This is a genomic window from Roseomonas genomospecies 6 (assembly GCF_008365375.1).
GTDB lineage: Bacteria > Pseudomonadota > Alphaproteobacteria > Azospirillales > Azospirillaceae > Azospirillum.
In genome coordinates this window covers 64,438-88,725 of the sequence record NZ_QOKW01000018.1, presented here as the reverse complement: position 1 = coordinate 88,725, position 24,288 = coordinate 64,438, and the positions used below count along the sequence as shown (strand labels likewise).

At 65.4% G+C, this 24,288-nt stretch carries 20 protein-coding genes; 11 read left to right on the top strand and 9 right to left on the bottom strand.

Going from position 1 to position 24,288, the window contains the following annotated elements; translation table 11 throughout:
• The first annotated feature begins 5 nt into the window (after positions 1-5).
• A complete protein-coding gene (locus tag DS843_RS20725) occupies positions 6-857 on the top strand; it encodes a GNAT family N-acetyltransferase (protein ID WP_149470735.1) in 852 nt (283 codons plus the stop codon).
• A gap of 9 nt (positions 858-866) precedes the next feature.
• On the opposite strand, the gene DS843_RS20720 is transcribed toward DS843_RS20725, so the two are convergent.
• Genes DS843_RS20720 through DS843_RS20710 form a run of 3 tightly spaced genes read right to left on the bottom strand, consistent with a single transcriptional unit; the run spans position 867 to position 6,141 of the window.
• Entirely contained in the window at positions 867-2,576 is a 1,710-nt protein-coding gene (locus DS843_RS20720; protein WP_149470734.1) for a tetratricopeptide repeat protein, read from the bottom strand.
• Positions 2,577-2,630: 54 nt separating this feature from the next.
• A complete protein-coding gene (locus DS843_RS20715) occupies positions 2,631-3,989 on the bottom strand; it encodes an HlyD family type I secretion periplasmic adaptor subunit (protein WP_149470733.1) in 1,359 nt (452 codons plus the stop codon).
• Positions 3,952-6,141 (bottom strand): peptidase domain-containing ABC transporter, encoded by a 2,190-nt coding sequence (locus tag DS843_RS20710; protein WP_286192223.1) that lies wholly within the window; start codon positions 6,139-6,141, stop codon positions 3,952-3,954. Before DS843_RS20710 ends, DS843_RS20715 begins: the two co-directional genes overlap by 38 nt.
• Between DS843_RS20710 and DS843_RS20705 the strand changes: the two genes are divergently transcribed.
• Entirely contained in the window at positions 6,085-7,200 is a 1,116-nt protein-coding gene (locus DS843_RS20705) for a glycosyltransferase family 2 protein (RefSeq protein ID WP_149470731.1), read from the top strand. The genes DS843_RS20710 and DS843_RS20705 overlap by 57 nt on opposite strands.
• Before the next feature lie 16 nt (positions 7,201-7,216).
• On the opposite strand, the gene DS843_RS20700 is transcribed toward DS843_RS20705, so the two are convergent.
• The 5 genes from DS843_RS20700 to gmd form a co-directional block, all read right to left on the bottom strand.
• Positions 7,217-8,200 (bottom strand): GDP-L-fucose synthase family protein, encoded by a 984-nt coding sequence (locus DS843_RS20700; RefSeq protein ID WP_167525385.1) that lies wholly within the window; start codon positions 8,198-8,200, stop codon positions 7,217-7,219.
• Between the two features lie 4 nt (positions 8,201-8,204).
• A complete protein-coding gene (locus DS843_RS20695) occupies positions 8,205-8,987 on the bottom strand; it encodes an ABC transporter ATP-binding protein (protein ID WP_149470730.1) in 783 nt (260 codons plus the stop codon).
• 15 nt (positions 8,988-9,002) lie between these two features.
• Positions 9,003-9,860 carry an ABC transporter permease gene (locus DS843_RS20690; protein WP_149470729.1) on the bottom strand — a complete coding sequence of 286 codons (858 nt, stop codon included), beginning with the start codon at positions 9,858-9,860 and terminating at the stop codon, positions 9,003-9,005.
• Positions 9,861-9,993: 133 nt separating this feature from the next.
• A complete protein-coding gene (locus tag DS843_RS20685) occupies positions 9,994-10,962 on the bottom strand; it encodes a GDP-mannose 4,6-dehydratase (protein ID WP_149470728.1) in 969 nt (322 codons plus the stop codon).
• A 19-nt stretch (positions 10,963-10,981) separates the two neighbouring features.
• Positions 10,982-12,043, bottom strand: a complete 1,062-nt coding sequence (gene gmd, locus DS843_RS20680) for a GDP-mannose 4,6-dehydratase (protein ID WP_286192222.1) — start codon at positions 12,041-12,043, stop codon at positions 10,982-10,984.
• A 344-nt stretch (positions 12,044-12,387) separates the two neighbouring features.
• Between gmd and DS843_RS20675 the strand changes: the two genes are divergently transcribed.
• The 8 genes from DS843_RS20675 to DS843_RS20645 all read left to right on the top strand — a co-directional run bounded on the left by DS843_RS20675 (position 12,388) and on the right by DS843_RS20645 (position 22,193).
• Positions 12,388-13,737: a hypothetical protein gene (locus DS843_RS20675; RefSeq protein WP_149470726.1), complete on the top strand. Its 1,350-nt coding sequence runs from the start codon at positions 12,388-12,390 to the stop codon at positions 13,735-13,737.
• An 83-nt stretch (positions 13,738-13,820) separates the two neighbouring features.
• Positions 13,821-14,762 (top strand): glycosyltransferase family 2 protein, encoded by a 942-nt coding sequence (locus DS843_RS20670; RefSeq protein WP_149470725.1) that lies wholly within the window; start codon positions 13,821-13,823, stop codon positions 14,760-14,762.
• Between the two features lie 351 nt (positions 14,763-15,113).
• Positions 15,114-17,510 carry a glycosyltransferase family 2 protein gene (locus DS843_RS20665; RefSeq protein WP_286192221.1) on the top strand — a complete coding sequence of 799 codons (2,397 nt, stop codon included), beginning with the start codon at positions 15,114-15,116 and terminating at the stop codon, positions 17,508-17,510.
• A 298-nt stretch (positions 17,511-17,808) separates the two neighbouring features.
• On the top strand, positions 17,809-19,161 hold the full coding sequence (locus DS843_RS20660) for a hypothetical protein (protein ID WP_149470723.1): 1,353 nt from the start codon (positions 17,809-17,811) through the stop codon (positions 19,159-19,161).
• Positions 19,162-19,352: 191 nt separating this feature from the next.
• Entirely contained in the window at positions 19,353-19,685 is a 333-nt protein-coding gene (locus tag DS843_RS20655) for a hypothetical protein (RefSeq protein WP_149470722.1), read from the top strand.
• Positions 19,682-19,816, top strand: coding sequence for a hypothetical protein (locus tag DS843_RS31850; protein WP_286192220.1), 135 nt, complete (start codon positions 19,682-19,684; stop codon positions 19,814-19,816). Before DS843_RS20655 ends, DS843_RS31850 begins: the two co-directional genes overlap by 4 nt.
• A 7-nt stretch (positions 19,817-19,823) precedes the next feature.
• A complete protein-coding gene (locus DS843_RS20650; RefSeq protein WP_149470721.1) occupies positions 19,824-21,272 on the top strand; it encodes a tail fiber domain-containing protein in 1,449 nt (482 codons plus the stop codon).
• Positions 21,273-21,404: 132 nt separating this feature from the next.
• Positions 21,405-22,193 carry a hypothetical protein gene (locus DS843_RS20645; RefSeq protein ID WP_149470720.1) on the top strand — a complete coding sequence of 263 codons (789 nt, stop codon included), beginning with the start codon at positions 21,405-21,407 and terminating at the stop codon, positions 22,191-22,193.
• Positions 22,194-22,203: 10 nt separating this feature from the next.
• Here DS843_RS20645 and DS843_RS20640 read toward each other — a convergent pair whose 3' ends face one another.
• Positions 22,204-23,652: a hypothetical protein gene (locus tag DS843_RS20640; RefSeq protein ID WP_149470719.1), complete on the bottom strand. Its 1,449-nt coding sequence runs from the start codon at positions 23,650-23,652 to the stop codon at positions 22,204-22,206.
• 249 nt (positions 23,653-23,901) lie between these two features.
• Between DS843_RS20640 and DS843_RS20635 the strand changes: the two genes are divergently transcribed.
• A complete protein-coding gene (locus DS843_RS20635) occupies positions 23,902-24,252 on the top strand; it encodes a hypothetical protein (protein ID WP_149470718.1) in 351 nt (116 codons plus the stop codon).
• Positions 24,253-24,288: the final 36 nt, after the last annotated feature.

Genomic DNA, 24,288 nt, shown 5'->3' with positions numbered 1-24,288 from the left:
GCGCCATGACCGCGTGCGTCGAAGGCTTCCTCGAAGAGGTCGGCCCGCGGGTAACGGGATGGGCGTGGCTGCCTGCCGATCCCGCCCGGCGGCTGCGCCTGTCGCTCCTGCTGGACGCCGGCTCCGGGAGCGTCCTGCGGCTCGACACGCTGGCCGACCGACACCGCGGGGACCTGCAGTCCGCCGGCAAGGGGGACGGACGCTGCGGTTTCGCCGTGGCAGTCCCCGCCGCCTTCGCGGCGCACGAGCATGACGTGGACGTGCGGCTGCCCGATTTCCCCGGCATGCGCCTGAGCGGCGCCCCGCGCCGCGCCATCCCCGTGCTTGGCCCGGTTACGCTGCGCGCCGTGCACCCGGCACAGGACGATGCGGAGCGGCTGAGCGGTTTCCTGGCCGGCATGGTCCGGCTGCAGGGCGGTTCCGCCGCCGCCGTGCCGGACGCCGGGACCATCCGCTCCTGGCTCGCCACGCCCGGATGGGACGGGGCGGAGCGCGGCTGGCTGGTGGCGGAACGGAACGGGCGTCTCGTCGGGCATTGCCGGATCGGACCCGACTGGCCGGCGGCGCCGGGAACGGGCGGCCTTGCCCTGGGCATCGAGCTTCACCCGGATGTCCGCAGCCATGGCCTGGGCCACGCTCTGATGCGGGCGGCGGAAGGTTGGGCGGCCGGGCGCGGGACGCGGCTGGAACTGGCGGTCCTGCCGCACAACGCCCGCGCCCTGGCCCTGTACCGCAAGCTGGGTTACGCCGACCTCGGCCCCGTGGCGCACCCGGCGACGGGAGAGATTCACCGCCACATGGCGCGGCCCTTACCGCCGCGCGGCACCCTGCGGGAAAGTGTCACCCTGGTTCTGTAGGCGCAACCGTCAGCCTTCGCCGGCGGCGCGCGGCCGTTCCCCGACGTCGGGTTCGGATGCGTTGGAAGGCGGGGGGACCGGCAGCCGTTCCAGCAACGCCTTGGCACGCTCGTCGCCAAGCGCCGCCGCCCGTTCCAGCCAGGCGCGGGCCTGCGCGAAGTCCTTGCGGTCGCTCCAGTGGCCATACAGTTCGCCGAGCGCGGTCATCGCCGCCGGCTCCTTCTGCTCGGCAGCGGCGGTCAGCCAACGGATGGCCTCCGCGATGTCGCGCTCCCCGCCGAGGCCCTGCATGCGGAAACGCCCCAGATTGACCATGGCGCCGGTGTGGCCCTGCTTGGCGGCCTTCAGCGACCACTGGGCGGCGGCGGCATAATCCTGGGGCACGCCATCGCCCGACGCGAGCGCCGCTCCCAGGCGGAACTGGGCCAGCACGCTGCCCTGGCTCGCCGCGCGCTCCAGCCACTGGATCGCGCCCACCGGGTCGCGCGGAACGCCCAGGCCCAGGCTGTGCAGCATGCCGATGTTGTAGACCGCATCCGTGTTGCCCTGGTCGGCGGCCCGGCGGAACCAGTCGAGCGCCCGGTCGTAATCACGGGTCACGCCCCGCCCCTCGGCGTAGAAGGTGCCGATGCGCAACTGCGCCTGCGGGTCGCCCTGCCCGGCGGCCCGTTCCAGCCAGCGGGCCGCCTCCATCTCGTCGCGCGGCACGCCCGATCCGGTGAAGTACATCTGGGAGATGATCTTCTGCGCCTCGCGATGGCCAAGTTCGCCTGCGGCGCGGTACCAGGTCGCGGCGTCGAACAGATTGGGCTGCATCCCGCCGCCCCGGCTGTTCAGATGGCCGAGTTGCAGCATCGCTTCGGTATCGCCCTGCACGGCGGCCTTGCGCAGCCAGGTCTCCGCGTGGTGCGGGTCGGCGGGCACGCCCAGCCCGCGCGTGTAGAGCAGGCCGAGCGCTCTTTGCGCAGCGGCGGCCCCGGCCTCCGCCGCCTTGCGGAACCAGTTCGCGGCTTCGGCATGGTCCTGTTCGACGCCCAGCCCCGCAGCGTACTGCGTGCCGATGTAGTACCAGGCCATGACGTTTTTCTGCTCCGCCGCCTTGCGGAACCACTGGTGCGCCTCGACGGGATCGGGTTTTCCCTTGTAGCCGCCGCCCAACAGGGTTCCAAGCCCGAGTTGGGCCGCCGCATTGCCCTTTTCCGCAGCGACGCGGTACCAGCGCTCCGCCTCCGCATAGTCCGGCGCGATACCGAAACCGGAGGCGTACATGTAGCCGAGCATGGCCTGGGCGCCGGTGACGCCGCCTTCGGCGGCGGCCCGCGCCCAGCGCAGCGCCTCCTTGTAATCCTGATCGATCTTCAGGCCGTTGGGGAACAGAGCGGACAGCGCCTCGTCGGTCGGCACGATCCCCTTGGGCTGGCCGCATCCGTAATAATAGATCTCGGCCAGCCGGGCTTGGGCCTCGCCATGGCCCTGGTCGGCCGCCTGCCGGTACCAGCCGACCGCGTCCACCGCGTTGCGCACCACACCTTGGCCCAGGTCATACAGCCGGCCAAGACGGTACTGGGCCTCGGCATGGCCGGCGCGGGCCGCGGCCAGCCATGCCTCGAGCGCCGCCTTGTAGTCCTTGCGCTCGTGGGCCTTCAGTCCCTTGGCGAGATCGCCCTCCGGCGAGGCGGAGCCGAACAGCCGCCCCGCGGCCTTGATGAGGTTGCGCATCGGCCTCACACCCTTTCCCTGATCCTCGCGTTGGGGGACAGCGCGCCCCGCGTCCTACGGCTCGCGCAGGCCTTCCGCACCGTTCTTCAACGCCCCTTCGACGAGATAAGCCATGATGGTCCTTGCGCCGACCACGATGTCCGCCGTCAGGGGCATGCCCGGAATCAGCCGGAAATCGGAAGGCACGTCACGCAGATCCACCTCGGTCAGCTCGATCTTCGCGCGGAAGAAGGGGCGCGGGGCCTGGCTCTGGTCCTCGCGGCGGGTGAAGGAGTCCTCACTGATCGTCCGGACCACGCCCTTCGCCATGCCATGCTCGATGAACCGATAGGCGTCCAGCTTGACCTGCACCGTATCGCCCGGCTTGACGAAGCCCTGGTCGATGCCGGCGATTTCCGCCTCCACTTCCAATTTGGCGTTCAGCGGCATCAGAGTGTAGATGGGCTGGGCCGATTCCACCACGGACCCGACGGAGTACTTCCCGACCTCCAGCACCACGGCGTCCTCCACCGCCCGCAGTTCGACCAAGTCACGCCGCTTCTGGGCCTTGGCGAGTTCCTCGCGGACGCGCTCCAGATCGACCTGACGGGTCGACAGGTCGGTCAGCACGGTGCTGCGCCACTGCTGGATGTAGACCTCCCGCTCGGCGCGCAGGGCCTCCAGGTCGTGCGAGGACGTGCGAATGGTGTTCTCGCTGAGGCCAAGGTTCCGTTCCGTCTCCACGCGGGTGTCGCTGGCGATCAGAGAGTTCAGGCGGCTGCCGGTCTGGTTTTTCTCCAGCGTCCGGCGCATCTCCTCGATCTCCCCCACGATCTTCAGGCGGGAGCGGTAATGATCGGCATCGGTCTTGGCGCTCTTGATCGTAGCCTGGAGCGTCGCCATCCGCTGATCGAAGTTGGCGAGCTTGGCCGCGTATTCGGCTTGGCGGTACTGCCAGATCGACTCCTGCAGGATCATGTCTTGATCCTTGCTGGCGATCTTGAAGGGCACGCCCTCAGCCTCGGCGTTCAGCCGGGCGATTTCCGCCGTGAACTTGGACGCCTGCCGTTCGAGCTGAGCGACATCGGCGGCTGAGAAGGTCGGGTCGAGCGTAGCAAGGATGTCGCCGCGCCGCACGGTTTGGCCGGCGCGGACGTTCAGGCTGCGGATGATCGAGATCTCGAGCGGCTGCACGACGATGGTCGGCGCCTGGGACACGATGCGCCCCGTCGCGCTGACCACGCGGTCGAGCTTCATGACCGACGCCAGCACGATGAACAGGATCACCATGGCGACAAGCACCCATACGACGATCCGTGCCTTGAATGGCTCCGGAGCGCCGGTGATTTCCGCGGTTTCGCCTTGGAAATCGTTTATGGCCTGCTCGGCGGCCAGATCAGGCAGTTGCGGCCGGCGTAAGAGGAGCGCGGTCATGAGTGCTTCCCGGAGAAAGGTGGCGGTTCTGCTGGAACCAGAGGTGCCGGTAAACGTCGCAGCGCTGAAGCAGTTCGTCGTGCTTGCCCATGTCATAGAGCTTGCCGCGCTCCAGCACCATGATCTGGTCGCAATTGACCAGAGAGGCGAGGCGGTGGGAGATGACGATCATCGTCCGTCCCTGGGCGATGCGCGTCAGGTTGTTGTTGATGATCGCCTCGCTGTCGGGGTCGAGCGCGCTGGTCGCCTCGTCCATGATGAGGACGCTCGGATCGACAAGGAGCGCGCGGGCGATGGCGATGCGCTGACGCTGCCCGCCCGACAGGTTGGCCGAGCCTTCCTCGATCATCGTCTCATAGCCGCGCGGAAGCCGCTCGATGAACTCCTCCGCACCGGCAAGCCGAGCCGCCCGCATCACCTCTTCCAAGCTGGCGCTGCGGTTGGCGGCCATGATGTTCTCGCGGATCGTGCCGTTGAACAGGAAGTTGTCCTGCAGCACGACGCCCAGGTTGGAGCGCAGATGGCTGAGGTCGATCTCGCGCAGATCGACGCCGTCGATCTTGATGAGGCCCTCGTAATTCTGATGAAGGCCCTGCAGCAGCCGCGTGACGGTCGTCTTGCCGGAGCCGGACCGCCCCATGATGCCGATGACCTGGCCGGCCTTGATCGAGAAGCCGACGCTGTCGAGCGCCGGACTCTGGGCACCGGCATAGCGGAAACGCACCTCGGAGAAGGTGATTTCTCCCTTGATCTCCGGACGCACGCCCTGACGGCCCGCGGCCTGCTCAGGCTCCTGGTTGACCACCGAGGCCACCTGGCCGATGGCGCCGCGAACCTCCTGCAACTGCTGCAGCAGGCTGGCGATCTGGACGAAGGGCTGGGTAGTCCGGCTGGCGATCATGCTGAAGGCGACCAGCGAGCCGCCATAGACGATGGCCCCCTCGCCGATCGCGAGATAGGCGCCGAGCCCCAGCGATCCGGCGTAGATCGCCTTCTCCAGCGGCTGCAGAATGGTCTGCGGCTGGTTGGAGAGAAGCTGCATGTTGGTGTTGGCGCGCACCGCGTCGGCGACCCGCACGTCCCAGTCGAGCCGCTTGCGTCCTTCCAGAGCGAGCGACTTCACCGTGCGCATGCCGTGCAGCACCTCGATCATGAAGGCGCCCTTGCGCTGTTCCGCCACGACGATCTTGCCATAGGCTTTGGCCAGCGGACCGATGTAGACGACCACCACCAACGCCATGAGGAAGGCAATGCCCAGGACGTAGAAGGCCAGGGGCGGGCTCAGGATGAACAGCGCCGGGATCAGCACGACCAGCGTCATGGAGTCCAGCAGCGTCCCGAACAACTGACCGGTCAGGAAGCTGCGGACGCGCCAGATCTCGCTGATCTTGTAGCTGATGACGCCGGTCGGGGTCCGCTCGAAGAAATCGATCGGCAGACTGATCATCCGGTCAAAGATGTAAGTGCTGATGCGGGCGTCCACCCTGGCCGTTCCGATCGCCACCAGATAGCGGCGCAGGTAGCCGAAAAGGGTGTCGAACAGCAACAGGAAGCCGATGGCCGTCAGCAGAACATACAGCGTGGACAGGCGCTGGTGAACCAGCACGCGGTCCAGGATCACCATGAAGAGCAGCGGCGGCACCAGCGCGAACAGGCTAAGGACCAAGGCCGAAATGCCGACGTCGCGGAAAATCCTCTTTTCACGCAGGATCTGCCCGACCAGCCAGGTAAAGCCGAACGGCCGCTCCTCGTCGGTCACGCGGTAGCGGCGCTTGACGAAGATCGCATCGCCGTCCCAGACCGACGCGAGCCGCAGTTCGTCCACGGCGACGCAGGCTTGGTCGGGGCTGAGCGGGTCCTGAAGCATCGCGGCCGGTGCGCCGCCGTCCTCGCGGAAGGCGACCATCACCATGGTGCTGCCGTCGCGCAGCCGCAGCAGGAGCGGCAACGCCTTGCCGAGGCGCGACAGGTGTTTCCAGCGCAGCTTCGTCGAACGAACGGTCAGCCCGCTATCCTCCGCGATCTTCAGCAGCGTCGCCGTGGACGGCTCCCCCGCTTCGATGGCGTAGTCGCGCCGCATCTGCTCGACCGACAAATGCAGCCCGTGGTGCCGGGCCACGACGGCGAGCGCATGGAGGCTGGTGGTTCGCATGGCCTCCGAAGAGGCTTGTTGTGGATCGGCGGCGGTATTGCTCTGCATCTGGCCCCTGTGCCCCAGTCGCTCTTCCGGTGGCTTCACCGGCGGCCCGACTGTACTGTACCACCTTCATCCGATACAAGCTTTGCACTCGGAGCGCTCAATTTGAGCGAGCCCGACAGGAGGAGGTGGATGAAGGTCTCGGTTATTACGATTTGCCGGAATGTCCGTGACGGCATAGGCCGCACACTGGAAAGTGTCGCACAGCAGTCTTACCAGAACATTGAGCATATCATCATCGACGGAGCCTCGACCGATGGAACGCTGGAGATCCTAAAAGGTCACCGGCACCGCCCGGCGGTTCTCGTGTCCGAACCCGATGGCGGCATCTACGATGCGATGAACAAGGGACTCGCGCGGGCGACCGGCGACCTGATCCATTTCCTGAACGCCGAGGACTGGTTCCACGACGCCCGTTCGGTCGAGAGGGCGGTGCGCTTCATCGAACGGCACCCGGAGGTTGATCTCTTCTACGGGGATATCGAGGTCCGCCTGCCGGAAGGCGGGTCGGTCATCCACTCCCCGCAGGAGGCCGACAAGGCGGCGGAGACGATGGTGTGCGGCTGTTTGCCGCACCAGGGGACCTTCGCGCGGCGAGCGGTGTTCGACCGCACCGGCCCCTTCGACACGCGGTGGCGGGTCCACGCCGATTACGACTGGTTCCTGAAGGCCATCGCCGATCCGTCGGTCACGCTGATGCACATGCCGGTGACGGTGGCGTCCTTCGGGCTGGGCGGCACCTCCAGCAACCTCGCCAAGGGCCAGCCGGAGGTCTACGCCATCCAAAACACCCTGCCCTTCTACCAGTCGGAGGCGTGGCTGCGCCGGCGGATCGAGCTGTACCAGGACAGTTTCCTGGCCGTCCGGCTGGAGAACGCCGAACTGAAGCGCCGGTTAGCCGAGACCGGGGCCGGCGGCCTCCACCGCATCCCCTGGCGCCGGCTGGTCCGCGGCCTTGCACGCCGCGGGCGCGACTGGATGCGGCGGCGGCTGCGCCGCATCCGGGAGGGCTGACGCCGGCGCCCTGCCCTCAGCGGCCCGCGGGCAGGCCGCGCAGGGTGCCGGCGCCCAGATTCTCCAGATACCAGCGGTAGGTGCGCTCGAACCCCTCGCGCAGCGGGGTCGGGGCGGCCCAGCCCATGTCGGCCAGCCGGTGATTGTCCATGATCTTGCGCGGGGTGCCGTTCGGCTTGGACGGGTCGAAGCGGAAGTCGCCCTCATAGCCGATCACGCCGGCCAGCAGTTCGGCGAGGCCGCGGATGGAAATCTCGTGGCCGGAGCCGAGGTTGACGTGCGTCTCGCCCGTATAATGCTTCGCCAGGAAGACCAGCCCATCGGCCAGATCCTCGACGAACAGGAACTCGCGCAGCGGGCTGCCGTCGCCCCACAGCTCGACGCTGGCCGCGCCCTCCGCCTTGGCGCGGTGAATCTTGACCATCAGAGCGGCGGCGACATGCCCCTGCTCGATGTCGAAGTTGTCGCCGAAGCCGTAGAGGTTGGTCGGCATGGCCGAGATGAAGTCGCAGCCGTATTGCCGGCGGTAGGCCTGGCACATCTTGATGCCGGCGATCTTGGCGATCGCGTACCACTCGTTGGTCGGCTCCAGCGGGCCGGTCAGCAGCGATTCCTCCGGAATGGGCTGCGGCGCCATCCGGGGATAGATGCAGGAGGACCCCAGGAAGACCAGCTTCCGCACCCCGACCTGCTTGGCGGCGTGGATGATGTTGGTCTCGATCGCCAGATTCTCGTAGAGGAATTCAGCCGGGCGGGTGTTGTTGGCGTGGATTCCGCCGACCAGGGCGGCGGTGAGGAAGACGACGTCCGGCCGCGCCTCGGCCATCCACGCCTCGACCTCGGCCTGACGGCGCAGGTCGACCGTCTCGCGGCCCACGGTCAGGATCTCGCAAGGCTCCCGCTCCAGCCGGCGAACGACCGCCGATCCCGCCATGCCGCGATGCCCCGCGACCCACACCCGCTTGCCGTCCAGAGAAAAGGCTGCCGTACCCATCGTCATCCGATCACTCGTCTCCGTCTCGCGGCGCCGGTTCGCCGCCCGCGTTGTGTTTGTGATACGCCGCCAGAACCTCGTCAACCGGGCCGATGCGCAAGACCGTGCCGCGTTCCAGCCAGAGGGCCTTGTTGCACAACCGCTTCAGAACCTCGTCCACATGGGAGGCGACGACCATGATGCTGGAGCGGTTCACGAATCCTTCGGCCCGGCGCTGGGCTTTTTCCAGAAACTGGGTGTCGCTGACGGCGATCCATTCGTCCATCAGCAGGATTTCCGGATCGACCGCGGTCGCCGCGGCAAAGGCCAGCCGCAGCGTCATGCCCGCCGAATAGGTGCGCACCGGCAGGTCGAGATAGTCGCCGAGTTCGGTGAAGGCGGCGATGTCGTCCATCTTGGACTCGATCTCGTCCCCGTCGATGCCGAAATAGGCGGCGCGCATCCGGATGTTGTCGTAGCCCGACGCATCCATGTCCAGCCCCAGCCCCAGGTCGAACAGCGGCGTGACGCTGCCCTCGACACGGATGCGCCCGGCGGTCGGCTCGTACACGCCGGCCAGAACGCGCAGCAGCGTCGTCTTGCCGGCCCCGTTGCCGCCGACCAGCCCGACCCGGTCGCCGTGCTCCAGCGTCAGGTTCAGGTTGCTCAGCGCCTTCACGGTGATGCGGTGGTGCGCGTCGTGCTTCAGCGCGCCGCTGGTGGAGGTGCGCAGCAGCGTCTTCTTCAGGGAGCGCGCGCTTCCCTGATAAAGCACGAAATCGACCGAAACGTCGTTCAGGCGGATCGAAGCCATTCCAGATCCAGTGGGTCAGAGCCAATAGGCGATGCGTTTGCGGAAGCGGGCGAAGCAGGCGAAGGTGAAGGCCCAGCCGGCGGCGGCGAACAGCAGGCCGGCGACCCAGCTTTCCCAGCCCGGCACATGCCCCAGCAACGGCGCCCGGATGACCTCCAGCAGATGGTAGAAGGGGTTCAGCACCATCAGATAGCGGCGGTCGCCCAGCAGTTCCGGCTTCCACATGACCGGCGTCACGAAGAACAGGAGCTGGATCACGCTGCCGATGATCGGGGGCACGTCCCGGAAACGGGTGCAGATCATGCCGAGCAGCAGCATGATCCAGCCGGCGTTCACCAGAAGCAGCGCCAGCCCGGCCACCGCCAGAAGGCCCGCCGCCCCCGGCCAGATTCCGAAGACCAGCGCCACCACCGCGAAGATCACGATGTTGTGGCCGTAGATGATCAGGTTGCGCCACAGAGCCCGCAGGATGTGCACCGACATCGGGATGCGGACGTTCTTGATGAGCGGCTCAAGCTCGATGAAGCTGATGCAGCCTTCGTTGAGGAAGGAGGAGATGAGGGTCCAGGTGGCCAGCCCGACCGCCAGGAAGGGCAGATAGCCCTCCAGGTCCAGCCGGAACAGCGTGCCGTAGATCAGCCCCAGGCTGCCCACCATGACGGCCATGCTGAGCGTCAGCCAGAAGGGTCCCAGGACCGAGCGGCGGTAGCGCTTGCGGATGTCGTGCCAGCCGAGCCGGCTCCACAGCCGCCATCGCAGGGCTCCTTCCCTGAGATCGTCCCAGGCCCGCGCCGCCTCGCTGCGGTCTCCGGAGTCGTAGACGGCCCCGTTCCTCTGCCGGGCGGCGGAGCCGGGAAAGCTCTCGGTGGTCATCTCTCGCAATCCACTCAAAACCGGGCCGGCGGGGTGGGAAAGCCATGGGCGGCAGCCCTTCGACGCAAGGCAGGGATGGGCCGGTTCTATACCCCGATCCCCATCGCCTTCACAGCCCCCTCTCGGTTCCCTCTCATGACGATGGCAGGGCCAGCTCCGCCTCGATCAGCCGGCCGACGAGATCCGGCATCAGGGTTTCGGCCTTCCAGCCCAAACGGGCCGCGGCCTTGGCCGGGTTGCCGACGCTGCGATGGATGTCCATCGGGCGCAGGTTCGTCGCGCCCTGGACCACATGCTCCCGCCAGTCCAGGCCGAAATAGGCGAAGGCCGTCCGGACGAAATCCTCCAGCGCATGCATCCGGCCGGTGGCGATGACGAAATCGTCCGGCTCGTCCTGCTGGAGCATCCGCCACATGGCGTCCACATATTCCGGCGCCCAGCCCCAGTCGCGCGCCACCGCGAGGTTGCCCAGCTCCAGCGTCTTCGCCCGGCCCTGCGCCACCGCGATGGCGCCGCGGACGATCTTGCGGGTGACGAAGCGCGCCGGACGCAGCGGCGACTCGTGGTTGAACAGGATGCCGGAGCAGGCATAGAGCCCGTAAGCCTGACGGTAGTTGGCGACCATCCAATGCGCCGCCGACTTGGCGACGCCATAGGGGCTGCAGGGGCGGAAGGCGGTCGCCTCGCCGGCGGGCTCGTCCAGGGTGTTGCCGAAGCTCTCGCTGGAGGAGGCGTGATAGAAGCGCGCGTCCACCCCCAGGAAGCGGATGGCCTCCAGGATGTTCAGCGTACCGTTCAGGATGCTGTCGATCGTCTCGACCGGCTGCTCGAAGGACAGCCCCACCGCCGACTGGGCCGAGAGATTGTAGATCTCGTCGGGCCTCACCGCCCGGATCACCTGCACGATGCTGCGGAAGTCGTGCAGGGTCGCCGAATGGACGTTCACCCGGTCGCGGATGCCCAGGATCGTCAGGTTGCGGAACGACGCGATCTCGCAGTCCCGCGAGGTGCCGTGGACGGTGTAGCCGCGGTCGAGAAGGTGCCGGGCAAGATAGCTTCCATCCTGCCCGGAAACCCCGAAGATCAGTGCGGTCCGCGCCACAGCGGCTCCTCCGGCGGGATCAGGCGCGGCGTCCCGCCGCCTCGCGCTCGAAGCGCGCGAGGTCGCTCGACACCATCTCGCGCACCAGTTCCGGGAAGGTGGTGGTGTGCTTCCAGCCCAGCTTGGCGTGGGCCTTGGACGGATCGCCCAGCAGCAGGTCCACCTCGGTCGGGCGGAAATAGCGCGGATCGACCTCGATCAGCACGTCGCCGGTCGCCACGTCCACGCCCTTCTCGTCCACGCCCGTGCCGCGCCATTCGATCTTGCGGCCCACGCAGCCGAAGGCCAGCTCCACGAACTCGCGGATCGAATGGGTCTCGCCGGTGGCGAGGACGTAATCGTCGGCCTTGTCCTGCTGCAGGATGCGCCACATGCCTTCGACGTAGTCGCGGGCGTGGCCCCAGTCGCGCTTGGCGTCCAGGTTGCCGAGATAGAGCGCCTTCTGCAGGCCGAGCTGGATGGCCGCGACGGCGCGGGTGATCTTGCGGGTGACGAAGGTCTCGCCGCGGGTCGGGCCTTCATGGTTGAACAGGATGCCGTTGGAGGCGTGCATCCCATAGGCTTCGCGGTAGTTCACCGTGATCCAATAGGCGTAGAGCTTGGCCGCCGCGTAGGGACTGCGCGGGTAGAAGGGCGTCGTCTCCTTCTGCGGGGTCTCCTGCACCAGGCCGTACAGCTCGGAGGTGGACGCCTGGTAGAAGCGCGTCTTCTTCTCCAGGCCGAGGATGCGGATCGCCTCCAGCAGGCGCAGCGTGCCGAGGCCGTCGGAGTTCGCCGTGTATTCCGGCGTCTCGAAGCTCACCTGCACATGGCTCTGGGCGGCGAGGTTGTAGATTTCGTCCGGCTGGACCTCCTGGACGATGCGGATCAGGTTGGTCGCGTCGGTCAGGTCGCCGTAATGCATCCGGAAGCGGACGTCGCCCTCGTGCACGTCATGGTACAGGTGCTCGACACGCTCCGTGTTGAACGAGGACGAGCGCCGCTTGACGCCATGGACGGTGTAGCCCTTCGCGAGCAGAAGCTCCGCGAGATAGGCGCCATCCTGTCCCGTGACGCCCGTGATCAAAGCAACCTTGCTCAACGCTCGCTCCTGTTTTTTTCCAAAGCCGTGATCGCACCTGTGGTCCGGGCGGAATAGCCCGGAAGCCGTGGGGCCGTGGCGACGATCGGGCGGCTCCGCTAGAATCCAGGGGCACCGCGTCCGTCTTTCCCCGTCGCGAAGGCAACGCATGAGTGCGCGGTTCCATTCCATGCGTCAACATCTTTGCGCGCCGGACGCGGCGGATGGCGGAATGAGCGGCGGGGAGAGTGCCGTAGGCAAACGGATGCGCCCGTCCCGGGCGCGTAGATTTCTTAGCTTTTCGTTAACGCTGAATGTTTATATCGTCGCATCCTTTATTGTTCTCAGCCAAATAGGGTAAGATAATGAGCGCCGAGAACCTCTATGTTGTGCTTACCGTTTTCGGCACTTTTCTCTGCCGTGACCGCAAGTCGTGCCAATTCGTTCACCGGCGCCTGGACGACATCGGTGAAGACGCTGAACTCGCACAATTTCAGGCCGACGCAACCACCCTCCGCCCGACCACGGGTGCGCCTGAACTCTTCGCCATCGTGAATCCCGGCGGCGGGCGAACGGTGCATCTGCAATGCAATGAACTGTTCCTATGCGCCGACCTGGATGGAAACGCTCATGTGTCGCGCGTTACCGCGAACCCGTGGGAAACCTTCCTGCTGATGTCGGTGCGCGAGTTGGAGGAGATCCGCTTCATCGCGGCCAACGACTGGCTTTGCCGATCCGGCGGACAGCGGGTGGCAAAGGAGAGCATCGGATTAGCACCCGACTTCCAGCTCTCTTTCGGGGACTTTCGGATCGACCTCGGCGACAATCTGCCAATTCCCTGCCGTCCCGCCTCGACCGGCAGCGCACCTTTCAATCGCTTTTCATTGTGGGTGGACGGTTGGCGGTTGGTAGATTTCCTTCTTCATCGTCCGCTCGTCTATTACTGTGCCTTCGGCGGAAAAAGCACGTTCGAACTTCTCCGGCACAGCCTGGTGTCCCTGCACTGTCTGGCGGATTACCGCGGCGACGTGCTGGTGATTGGCGACCGGGACAAGGACTATGTGGCTGCCTATGTGCCCAAAGCGTTGCGAGATCGGCTCCATGTATGGAACGTGACTGGCGGCGATTTCCTGGACTATTGCGCAGCGCGCTACCTGCTTCCCCTATGGCCCCAGGCAGCGGGTTTCCAGCCCTTCCTTTATGTCGATACGGACATCGCCTTTGATCAGGAACTCCAGGGCTTTTTGCTGTCGCTCGCCTTGAGTCCCAGGATGGCCGCGCAGCGTGAAACCTTTTCACCCCTGGCAACGTCCGAGTCCGTGGGAGCCCCCCTTTTCCGAGAAGCCAACATTGCGACGGGCGACGAATGCGGATTCAACTCCGGGATCATCGGCATTCCGTCGCTCGACAGGCATAAGGAAACGCTGCTTCGGATCAGGGAGACGATGTACCGCTATGCCCGCGCCAAGGGCGACCGGAGGGCGCTTTCCCATTTCGATCAGGCGATCGCGAACTATGTCGCCTTCACGACAGCCGGCATCGATCTCGATCTGGTCTCCGACAGAACGCGATGGATGGACAACGATGTGATTTATGGAGGCGATATACCCATCGGTTTTGTCCATTTCTGGGGAACGATCAGAAAGCCGGAACAAATGAGCCGCTACATCAATCGCCTCATGGGTGAGCACGTTCCTGAACAGGCAGCAAAATGACACCTTCCGATTTTTTTTAGGATCGAGTACTATCTTTGACTTTTAGCAATCCTGTGAAGAACAAGGCATCTTTGGAGGGCATTATGTCAAATGAAGAAACATGCGAAATTGGCATTGCTATCACGACCTATAACAGAAAATCATTTATTTTAAAACTTGTTGAGAGAATACGCTGTCTGACAAAGAGCAAATACAAAGTTGTTATTTGTGATGACGGTTCATCAGATGGTACGGTTGAAGCACTTAAGGAGAAAGGAGAAATTGTACTAGGAGGGAAAAACAAAGGAATCGCATGGAACAAAAATAGAGGACTATTCTACTTTCAAAACATTTGTAAAGCAGAAACCATCATTCTTCTTGATGATGACGTGCTCCCAGAAGTTGCAGGCTGGGATTACGAGTGGCATTTGGCTTGTGAAAAAGTAGGCCATGTCAATTTCATCCCTCCTCATTTTCATCGTCTGACAAAAAATCGGAAGATGACAGCCACGGATTTGGGAATAGGGCCGATGGTCGGAGGCATGGCGATCGGGCAATCTGCTAAGGCGCTTGCCAACGTCGGTTATATGGACAATCGCTTTGGCCGTTATGGGCATGAACATGCCGACTTTTCATTCCGCTTCCTGCGTGCCGGATTTGGTGGCGTCATGTATAACGATGGCGGAAATGATCACAGGTATTTCTACCTTATCGATGGGGGGATTACCATAAAAGAATCTGAGAGCTTTGGGACGCAAGAGGATCTTAATAGAAACAACGAGCTTCTATGGGAGCTTGAAAAAGACTATATATACAGACTTCCATGGCGGAATGATGAAGAAATGCATGAATTTCTAGGAGAGTTTGGCGAGAGATTTACCGGTATGGCATGCCCTCCATTGCCTTATAGATTTGTTTCAAAAAATTATCTCGATTCCAATCCAGATATTGCCGCTGCAGGAGTGGATTCACTTGACCACTATGTAAATTTTGGCATCAGGGAAGGACGGAAGACTTCGCTGGAAGCGCCTGAAAAGCCGGACTGACCATGCGAAGGAGCATCCATCTCTTTCCTGTTCCCATCCGGATTGCCGAAACGGCTCCCGGAGCGAAGCGAAGCCGATCAAGGCAAACCGTCCTTGCCGGTTCCGGTTCCGGCTGGAACAAAGTGTGGCCATGACCAGCCTTGGCTTTAAACAAGCCCCGCATCTGCACGGGAACGTTACGCAATGAATAACTCCCGCCTGCCCCCGTTTCCGCCCAGCACAACCTCCAGTGACCTGGGCCATTCTTCGGAAACGGAGCCTTTCTATGGCCGGTTGGAAGCCAGGGAGGAAACGCGCCTGCACGGCTGGGTCCTATCGGTCGCGGCACCGGACACGCCCGTCCCTCTGACCGTGTCTGCCGGTCCGGCCACCGCCATCGTCGTGCCGGACCGCGAGAGCGGCGTCTTGTCGCAGTTGCTCGGCCGGCCGGTGCGCTGCGGCTTCGAGCTGGACCTCGCCGCCCTGTTTCCGGGCATCGACCCGGCCCGGACGCCCGTGTCCGTGCGGATCGCGGCGACCGGCCACCTTCTGGAGAATGGCCAGTTTCCGCAGGACGGCCATCTCCCGCGGAACGGCCCCGCGTCCGGCCCCCGCAAGGTGGAGGCCAACATCGACAGCGCCGAGGGGCCGCGGATCGTCGGCTGGGCGGTCAACACCGAGGACGAGGGGGAAGCCGTGGCGATCGACATCCTGGTCGATGGCCAGGTCGTCGCCGGGGTGGTGGCCAACCAGCAGCGCCGCGACCTTCTGGCGCGCTTCTCCACCTGCGACCACGGGTTCGAGATTCAACTGGCCGCCCGCTCGGGGCGCGAACTCCACCTGCGCGACCGGTGCAGCGGCGCCACGGTGTTCGGCCCCCTCGCCATCGATCTGGCGGCGCCGGAGGACAACCGGACCGGCGTGCTGGCCGACCGGCTGGACGAGCTTGCCGCCATCCTGAAGGACATCCGCGCCGAGATGCCGCGGCAGCGCCTGTCCGCCGCCCGCTCCATCGCCGGTTACGCCGCCTATTTCGACGAACAGTACGGCGACGGCGCCCTGCGCCGCCTCCGGCTGCCGGAGCGCGCGGCGGCGCTTGGCAAGCGCCCGCTCTTCTCGGTGGTCATGCCCGTCTGCGACCCGCCTTTGTGGATGCTGGCGGAAGCGATCGAATCCGTCCGCTCCCAGGCTTATGGGGAATGGGAGCTGTGCATCGCCGACGACGCATCCCGCGACGACGCGGTCCGCATGCTGATCCGGCAGGAAGCCGCCCGCGATCCCCGCATACGCGCGGTGTTCGGCGGAACCCGCAGCGGGGTCAGCGCCAACACGAACCGGGCCCTGTCGCTGACCGCCGGCAGCCACGTCGCCTTCCTCGACCATGACGACCGGCTGGCCCCCGACGCGCTGCTGTGCATGGCGGAGGAACTGGCCAAGGCCCCCTACCCCGTCCTCTACAGCGACGAGGACCGGATCGGGCCGGACGGGCGGCACCGCGACCCCGTCTTCAAGCCGGATTTCGATCCCGAGCTGCTGCAATCCATCAACTACGTCTGCCACCTCCTGGTGGTCGAGCGGCGGCTGCTTCTGGAGACGGGCGGGCTGCGCGAAGGTCATGAAGGGGTTCAGGACCACGATCTGGTGCTGCGCCTTCTGGAACGGGTCGGGGCGGCGGGCATCCGGCACGTCCCCCGCGTTCTCTATCACTGGCGGATCAACCCCTCCTCACTGTCGGGAGGCGGCAGCCCGGACGCCATCCTGGCCGGCCTCGAACGTGTCGTGAGGGAACATCACCAGCGGATGGGAAGCCGCGCCACGGTCGTCGCCGACCGCGAGACGCACGCCCGGTCCGGCGGCCTGTTCTGCGCCCGCGTCCGCTATCCCCTGCCCGCGCCCGCGCCCAAGGTGTCCATCGTCATCCCCACCAAGGACGCGGCGGATCTAGTGGGGAACTGCGTGTCGAGCATCCTGTCCAAGACCAGCTATCCGGATTACGAGATCGTCCTGGTCGATCACGACAGCGCCGACCCGCGCTCGCGCCCCTTCTTCGACGGGCTGGCCCGCGACCCGCGGGTGCGCGTCACCGCCTTCCACGGCCCCTTCAACTGGGCGGCGATCAACAACGCCGCCGCGGGCGTCTGCCGGGGCGACGCCCTGTGCTTCCTGAACAACGACATCACCGTGATCACGCCGGACTGGCTGGGCGAGATGGTGTCGCTGCTCGCCCGGCCCGGCACCGGCGCCGTCGGCGCGAAGCTGCTCTATCCCAACGGAACCGTCCAGCACGCGGGCGTCGTCCTGGGGGTGGACGGGGCCGCCGGGCACGCCTTCGTCGGGCTGGGCGGCGACGAGCCCGGCCATCTCGGGCAGGCGGTGCTGCCGCGCACCGTGTCGGCGGTCACCGGGGCCTGCCTTCTGACGTCGCGCGCCGCCTTCGAGGCAGTCGGCGGCTTCGACATGGTGCATCTTCCCGTGGCCTATGCCGACGTGGATTACTGCCTGAAGATCCAGCGCGCCGGCCTGCAGGTCCTGTGGACGCCGCACGCCCGGCTGCACCATCTGGAAACCCAGACACGCGGCACCGACGACACGCCGGAGAAGCTGGAGCGTCTGGCGGGAGAGGCCCGCCACCTGCGCGAGCGGTGGGGCGCCCGCCTGCGCCGCGATCCCTTCTACAATCCGCATTTCGAAGCGGCCCACCCGACCTACCGGTTGCTGTGCCCGCCGGCGGATGGTCCGCCCGGCGTCCGCGAGGGGGCCGAGCCGTGACCGTGTCCGGGGCGGAGAGGCAGACGCACCAAGTCTGAGCATCCGCGCGCCTCCACATTGGTGAGTGTCCGGCTTTATCTGGTCACAGGGTGCACAGCGGCCAGAGACTTGACAGAGCGACGAGCGGCACGAAAGTATAGTCAATACTTGATCCATATGGATCAAGTTGCTCCACCCACGGCCCGTCAATTTGCCGTGCCGCTGCCGCTTGCAGCACAACCAAACTGTCAAAGCAATCATCATGCGGCCTACAATCTTTTATCATGTGCCCAAGACCGCCGGAACCGCCGCAATTCGCATGCTCGAAAGCATCGTCGGCAACGACAAGATATGGCAGCACCAAGCGGTAAGCGATCTTTCCCCTTTGCGGAAACTTCTCGATGCCGGATCGGGAATTGCCGCAGGTCATTTCTACGTCAAGGAAATTCGCGAACAACTCAGGGATTTTCCGCACATTGGCGTCGTATTCCTGCGGAATCCGTTGCATCATCTCTGCTCGAACTTTTTCCATTTTGCCAATATCGTGCTTTCGGACTCCGGCCCTTCGGAGGCAGAAGAACCCGTCGCCCGGGATTTTCCCCGGAACGGAAACGGCGACTTGGACAGTGAGAAGACGTCCGCCCAGGAGCCTGCCCGGAAGGAGGAACTCGTCCCAGACGGCGAAAAGGCAGTCTGCGATGAGCGTGCCCGCCGATTGCAGCTGGCGCGAAGCCTGCGCTTCGTGCCTTCGGAGTACAACGACGCCTTTCCGGACATGCTGGAATTTCAGCGCATCTGCCGGGAGGACGGCATAATCAAGGCGCTGAACCAGCGGAACCACACAAGAGACGTCTTCTTCGACAACCCCCAGACGCGCTTCATCCTTCGGAAATACGGACCCCTGACCGAAGACGACATGGAGGAGGCGTGGCGCACCATCGACGCCCTGGACTGCATCGGCATCACGGAACGGTTCTATGACTCGATGCTGGCGATCAGCAGAATCATGGGGATCGACCAGCGGCAGATCAGCGAGATGGCCGTACGGAAAATCAACGCCTCCCTTGCTCCGGACGAGATGCTGCGGCATCTCGGCACGGCGGACATCGTGTCGACCATCCTCGAACGGACACGCTTCGATTTCGAGTTGTACCGCCGCGCGGTGGATCGCCATCTGCGGACCGCGGGCGGGCATGCGGGAAGGACGGCGGAACCGCTTGCCCGCGCCGAGGCTCCGGTCCCACAGCCCGAGGACATGGATCTGATCAACCTGTTCCGGTCCACCAACGCGCAACTTCTGGACGCGGAAGCGGCCGCATACTGCCAGTTGGACTGGGATTATATTCGGCTCCACCCGAACAAGCCGGAGAAGCCCCCGATCATGCTGGTCTCTCCCTTGTTCAACACGCACGGCCGGCGCTTCATAAGCGGAACGGTGCAGGTGTCCCATGAGCATGGGCCGCGCATCCTGTTCCGGGTTTCCGTACTCGACGAGACCGGACAGGAGGTGTGTGCCATCGAAGTGCCGGCAACCCCTGGGCACAGCGCCGATTTCACCATGACGATTCCGGAGGTTGCCGGTCTGGTCGCCCTCAAGCTGTCGACGCGCGTCCCGGACGGCCATGGCAACGATTACGGATGGGGAGATTTCATCCGTCCGCGGCTCAACTGATCGACGCTGCCCCAAGAAGGCCCAACACGGTTCTGCGGATGATGACGGGCCCATGCCGGCGGGTTGCCCCGGCGGGCCCGCCGGGAAACGGAGGCTTGACAAGAGCGCCGGCTAAGGACTATTTTCCTTCATAAGAACAAAACGTGATCATTCACGCCGAGCCCCCCGCACAACCGGAAAGGACGAGAGCTGTGAGCACACAGATACCCTGCGACGCGGACGGCGTGCCGATTCCCGCCCTGCGGCTCAAACCCGGCGGCGGCCATGCCCTGGCGGTGACGGCGGCGAGCGGCCGGATTGGGCCGTTCGATCCGGAAACCTGCGTGGTGACGGTGTTCGCCACCGGCCCCGTCCTCCTGCGCTCCGGCGCCGCCACGGTGACCGCGGCGGCGGGTGACCATTTCTTCCCCGAAGGGGTGTACGCCACCCTCTCCCTGGGCGGCGCCAAGAACGGCCGGCACACCCACCTCGCGGCAGTGCGCGCCACCGCCGACTGCCTGCTCTACGTGTCGGAGATGGAATGATGCTGGTTCGGCTGGGCCGCGGCCTCAGGCCGCTGATCCGGGCGCTGCGCGTGCTGCGCGGCCCGATCCTGCTCGCCGAGGACCGCGGCGTTCTCGCCGCCGAAGACAACCGCATCCTGATCAGGGAGTAACCCCGCCATGACGCAGGACGTCAGGATTTCCGAACTGCCCGAAGCCGCAACCCTGGACGGCACGGAAAGCGTGCCGGTGGTCCAGTCCGGCCAGACACGCCGGACCCGTGTCGCCGCGCTCCGCCGCAGTCCCGGCATCGACGACCGCGCCGCCGCGACTGCGGTGACGATCGCCGCCGACGGTTCCGTTGGCCTGGGCGTCGCCACGCCCCTCCACCGGCTCGACGTGGCGGGCACGCTGAGGATCGGGCATGGTCCCGGCGATGCCCGCGGCTATCTCGGTGGAACATGGGCCGGCGGGGCCGCCGGTTGGCGCTTCGCGCTCTTGGGTTCGACCGTCTGGGACGGCAACCGCTACCTTACCAACCAAGGGGGAGCCTTCGGCTCCAACGCGGTTTCCGCCGTCTCGGCCGATGCCGATGGCGTCGCCCTCTGCCACGCGCTCAGCACCGGCAACACCGAGCGGAGCGAGACCGCGGCGGTCTTCGGCAGCTACGAGCGTCTGCGCGCCACCCAGACGGACGTCCGCAGCTTCGTTCCGCTGCGCGTCTGCGCGGGCGGGAACGCGGCCGGGGCCGGCGGTTCGATCGAGTTCCAAGTCAACCAGTTTGCGGCCTTCGCCCCGATGGCGGACATCAAGGGCGTCCTGGGAAACGCCGCCGGCACCGAAACCCAGGGCGGCCTGATCCTGCGCACCCGCCCGGTCGGCGCCGCAGGCCAGCCGCTTGTCGAGCGACTGCGCGTCGACCAGACCGGAGCGACGTTCGCCAACCCGGTCACGGTGAACGGCGCCGTCGTTCCGGGCGCCGACGACACCCACGACCTGGGCGGGCCGGCGCTCCGCTGGGACGACATCTACGCCACCAACGCGGCCATCCAGACCTCCGACGCGCGCAGCAAGACCGACGTGATCGACAGCCCGCTCGGCCTCGCCTTCATCCTGGCGCTGCGGCCGGTGCGCTACCGCTTCAAGGACGTCGACGAGCCGGCCGTGACCACCCGACGCATGGTGGAACGGGAAAAGACCCGCCAGATCACCCGCTTGCGGGAAGCGGTGCGCCGGGTCGATGGTCAGCTCCGCCTGGTGATGGAGAGCGAAACGGTCGCGGAGCCGGTGCTGCGGCAGGAGCCCCTGTTCGATGCCGATGGACGGCCGCTGGTCAATGCCGACGGCACGGCGCGCCTGTACACAGTGGCGGAAACCGAGAGGGTGGAGATCGAGGAGGAACAACGCCCGGCCCGCCGCAAAACCCACCGCCGCCCGCATTTCGGCCTGATCGCCCAGGAGGTGAAAGCCGTGCTCGACCGGTTCGGCACCGACATGGGCGGCTACATCCACGAACCGGAAAACGACCGTCACGGGCTGCGCTATGACGAGTTCATCGCTCCCCTGATCCGGGCGGTTCAAGAGCTGGCGGCGCGCATCCACGCCCTGGAGCAGCGGACCGGCGGCTGACGCCCCGCTGCTCCACAACCCGACGACCCACGGCTTGACCTCGCGGGCCGGACCGTTACCCTGGTCCGCCCACGGGCCGGCCGTGCCGTCGTCAGGCATGTCCCCAGCGCCCGGACGGACGGAGACCTCCGCATGATTTCAGGCGCTTCCTACAATGTGTTCAATGGCGAGGAGCATCTCCTCCACTCCCTGCGGGTGATGCGGCGCAACGTCGACTATATAAACATCGTGGTTCAGTTCACCTCGAATCTCGGCCTGCCCGCCTCGCCGGCGCTGAACGAGGCGTTGCACGCGGTGATCTCCGAAAAGCTCGTCGACGAGATCCATTTCTACGAGCCGGATCTTTCCATCGAGCCGGCGAGGAACGAGATCCGGAAGAGGTCGATCGGCCTGGACATGGCCAAGCGCGCCGCGGTCAGCCATTTCATGACCATGGACTGCGACGAGTATTATCCCCCGTCGGAGTTCAAGGCGGCCAAGGACTTCATCGTCGCGGAAGGCGTGGAGGCGACCGCGGTCCGCACCTATCTGCACATCAAGCGCCCCATATGGCGCTCCAAGGAGCCCGACGTGACGTGCTGCTCCTTCCTCACGCGCATCGGGTCCGACAGCCAACTCACCCTCGGCGCGCCATACCCGGCCCTGGTCGATCCGACGCGGCGTCTTTTCGACGGGCGCCAGTCCTTCCACATGTTCGACACCGCGGCCATCACGATGCGGCACATGAATCTGGTCAGGACGGATCTGTCGTCGAAGCTCGCCAACTCCTCCAACGCCCACATGGTCGATTTCATGCGGCAGGTGCGTGCGCAGTACGACGCATGGACGTTCGGCCAGGATCTTCTTTTCCCCAACAAGCCCCCCATGGAGATCGTGGAGGTCGAGGATCTGTTCGGAATCGACCGCTTCTTCCCACAATAGGACGGTGCCGTCAGGTCAACCGAAGAGTGGGGCGGACGAAACGGGCCCAGGCGTACCCGGCGTTGGCGGCGTCCGGGTGCATGCTCGTCTCCAACACGATGCGCACGGTCCCCGCCACGGGGGGAAAGGCATACGAGCAGGCCACCGTCTCGCCAGGCCCCACTTCCCGTTCCACGGTCAGCACCGGCCTGCCGTCCGGCAGCAGGATGGCGATGCGGAAGACGACGACCCCGGCGTGCGGGTTGGCCAGGGCAAGGCCGCAGTCCAGCGTGCCGTGTCCGGCTAGGGGTACGGCGGCGAACACGAGGCGGGACTGGACGTCGCCGGAGGCGAGCGGGTGGAGTTGAATCCAGTCCTCCATGGCCGACACCTGCCGGCCGGTGCTGGCAGGGTCCGCCACGGCGCCTCGCAGCCAGAAGGGCCGCCACAGCTCGATGCCCGGTTCACACCGCAGCATCTCCAGCAGCGCCTGCCGCCGCCGGGCGGCGGCGGCCTCCGCACAGCCGCCCTCCTTCACGGAGGCGAGAAGCCCGTGGTACAGATCGTGATAATGCTGCTTCGCAAGAAATTCGCGCCGGAGCAGGCTGGAGTAGTTGCGTTCGACCGCGAGATCACGCATGAGGTCCGGCGAGGCGTAGAGGTGCCGGACGCGCGCCAGGGCCGCCTGCCGCTCCGCCGGGTCCTGCGCCAGCCGGACGAGGCCGGCAAGGCAGGGGGCGAGCCGGTAGATCGTACGCCGCTCCTCCGGCAGCCCGGCGGCGAACCGGGAGGCTTCCGGGAATCCCGACAGGATTTCTTCTTCGAGCGCCTCCGCCGTGGCGGTCCGCCGGTGGCTGCGCCCAGAGAAGTTGTCGTGGGCGGTCCTGTCGAAATTCTCCTCTGTCAGCCATCCCGGGCCGCCGAAATGGTCGTAGCAGAACACCGCGCAGCGCGCCGCCAGGGCGTACTGAACCGTCTTGCCGATGGTCAGCACGGCATCGTGGGCGATGAGATCGTCCGGGGTGACCCGCCTCCTGGACCAAGGGAAGCCGATGCGCGTCACGCGCACACCACGCGCTTCCAGGCGGTCCAACAGTTCCGCGACCTCGGACGGCGGGTGGTTCGAAACCGCGACCAGGGACGTCAACTCTTCGCACGGAGCCCGCTCCTCGAGCCAGAAAGCGTCCGGCGCCGGGTTCGGCAGGACCTGCCACCGGCCCGTGCCGGTGTCGAATTTTTTCAGCGCGTCGAGAGTTTCCTGGCTGTTGCAGTAGCTTTTCCGACCGAGCAGCCGCTCGGCAACGACTCCGGGAGCCTCGAACAGTTCGAACGGCGACAGGTGATTGTAAATGATGATGGGCGCGGAGGACACCTCGTCCGGCAAGCGCTCCGGCAGCAGCAATGGAAGCTGATGGTGATGGCAATAGACCAAATCGTATTCCATCAGCGCCACGTCATCGGCGTCGGTGGTCGGAAACACGCCTTTTTCCAACAGGCCGCTCTTGATCTCCTTCCCCAGGAGAGAGGTAAAGATCGAAACAGAATGTCCGGCAGCAGCAAACCACTCGGCGAGCTCCAATATTATTATCTCGGAGCCACAGAAATTATCAAGTTGATTTGTGACCAATAGGACTTTCACTGAAGACCCCGCTCCACTCCGAACACGAAAATATTAGAAACCGAACGGCGCAGGGCGGCGTGGAAGCCCGTTGGCTTGGGTCATGCCGCCATGACGCTGCCCTCGTTTGAGCGCCCTCGCTTGAGCATAGTCGCGCGCCTCGGCCTCGACGAGAGGAATGTGGCCGAAGAGTTCGAGCCGACGCCGGTCGCCAAGCCGATCCACACATCCCCGGTCCATCTATTCCAGGACGGCGACCGCGATGGCCTCGGGGAAGTGTCCGGCCGGATTTTCGGGGCGATTCTGCTTCGAATACCGTCTCCGCAATTTTCCGGCCTCGGCATCGCGCACTCTCGGCAGGAACTCCGGCACCACAGTCACAACGCTGATGAACAGGTCAAGCCGGACCCGTGCCGGATGTTGCCGCTCCCTCCCGGCGTCCGCAACGTCATAGACGTATGACCCGACGCTCCACTATTTAAGTGTATGAAAATATGA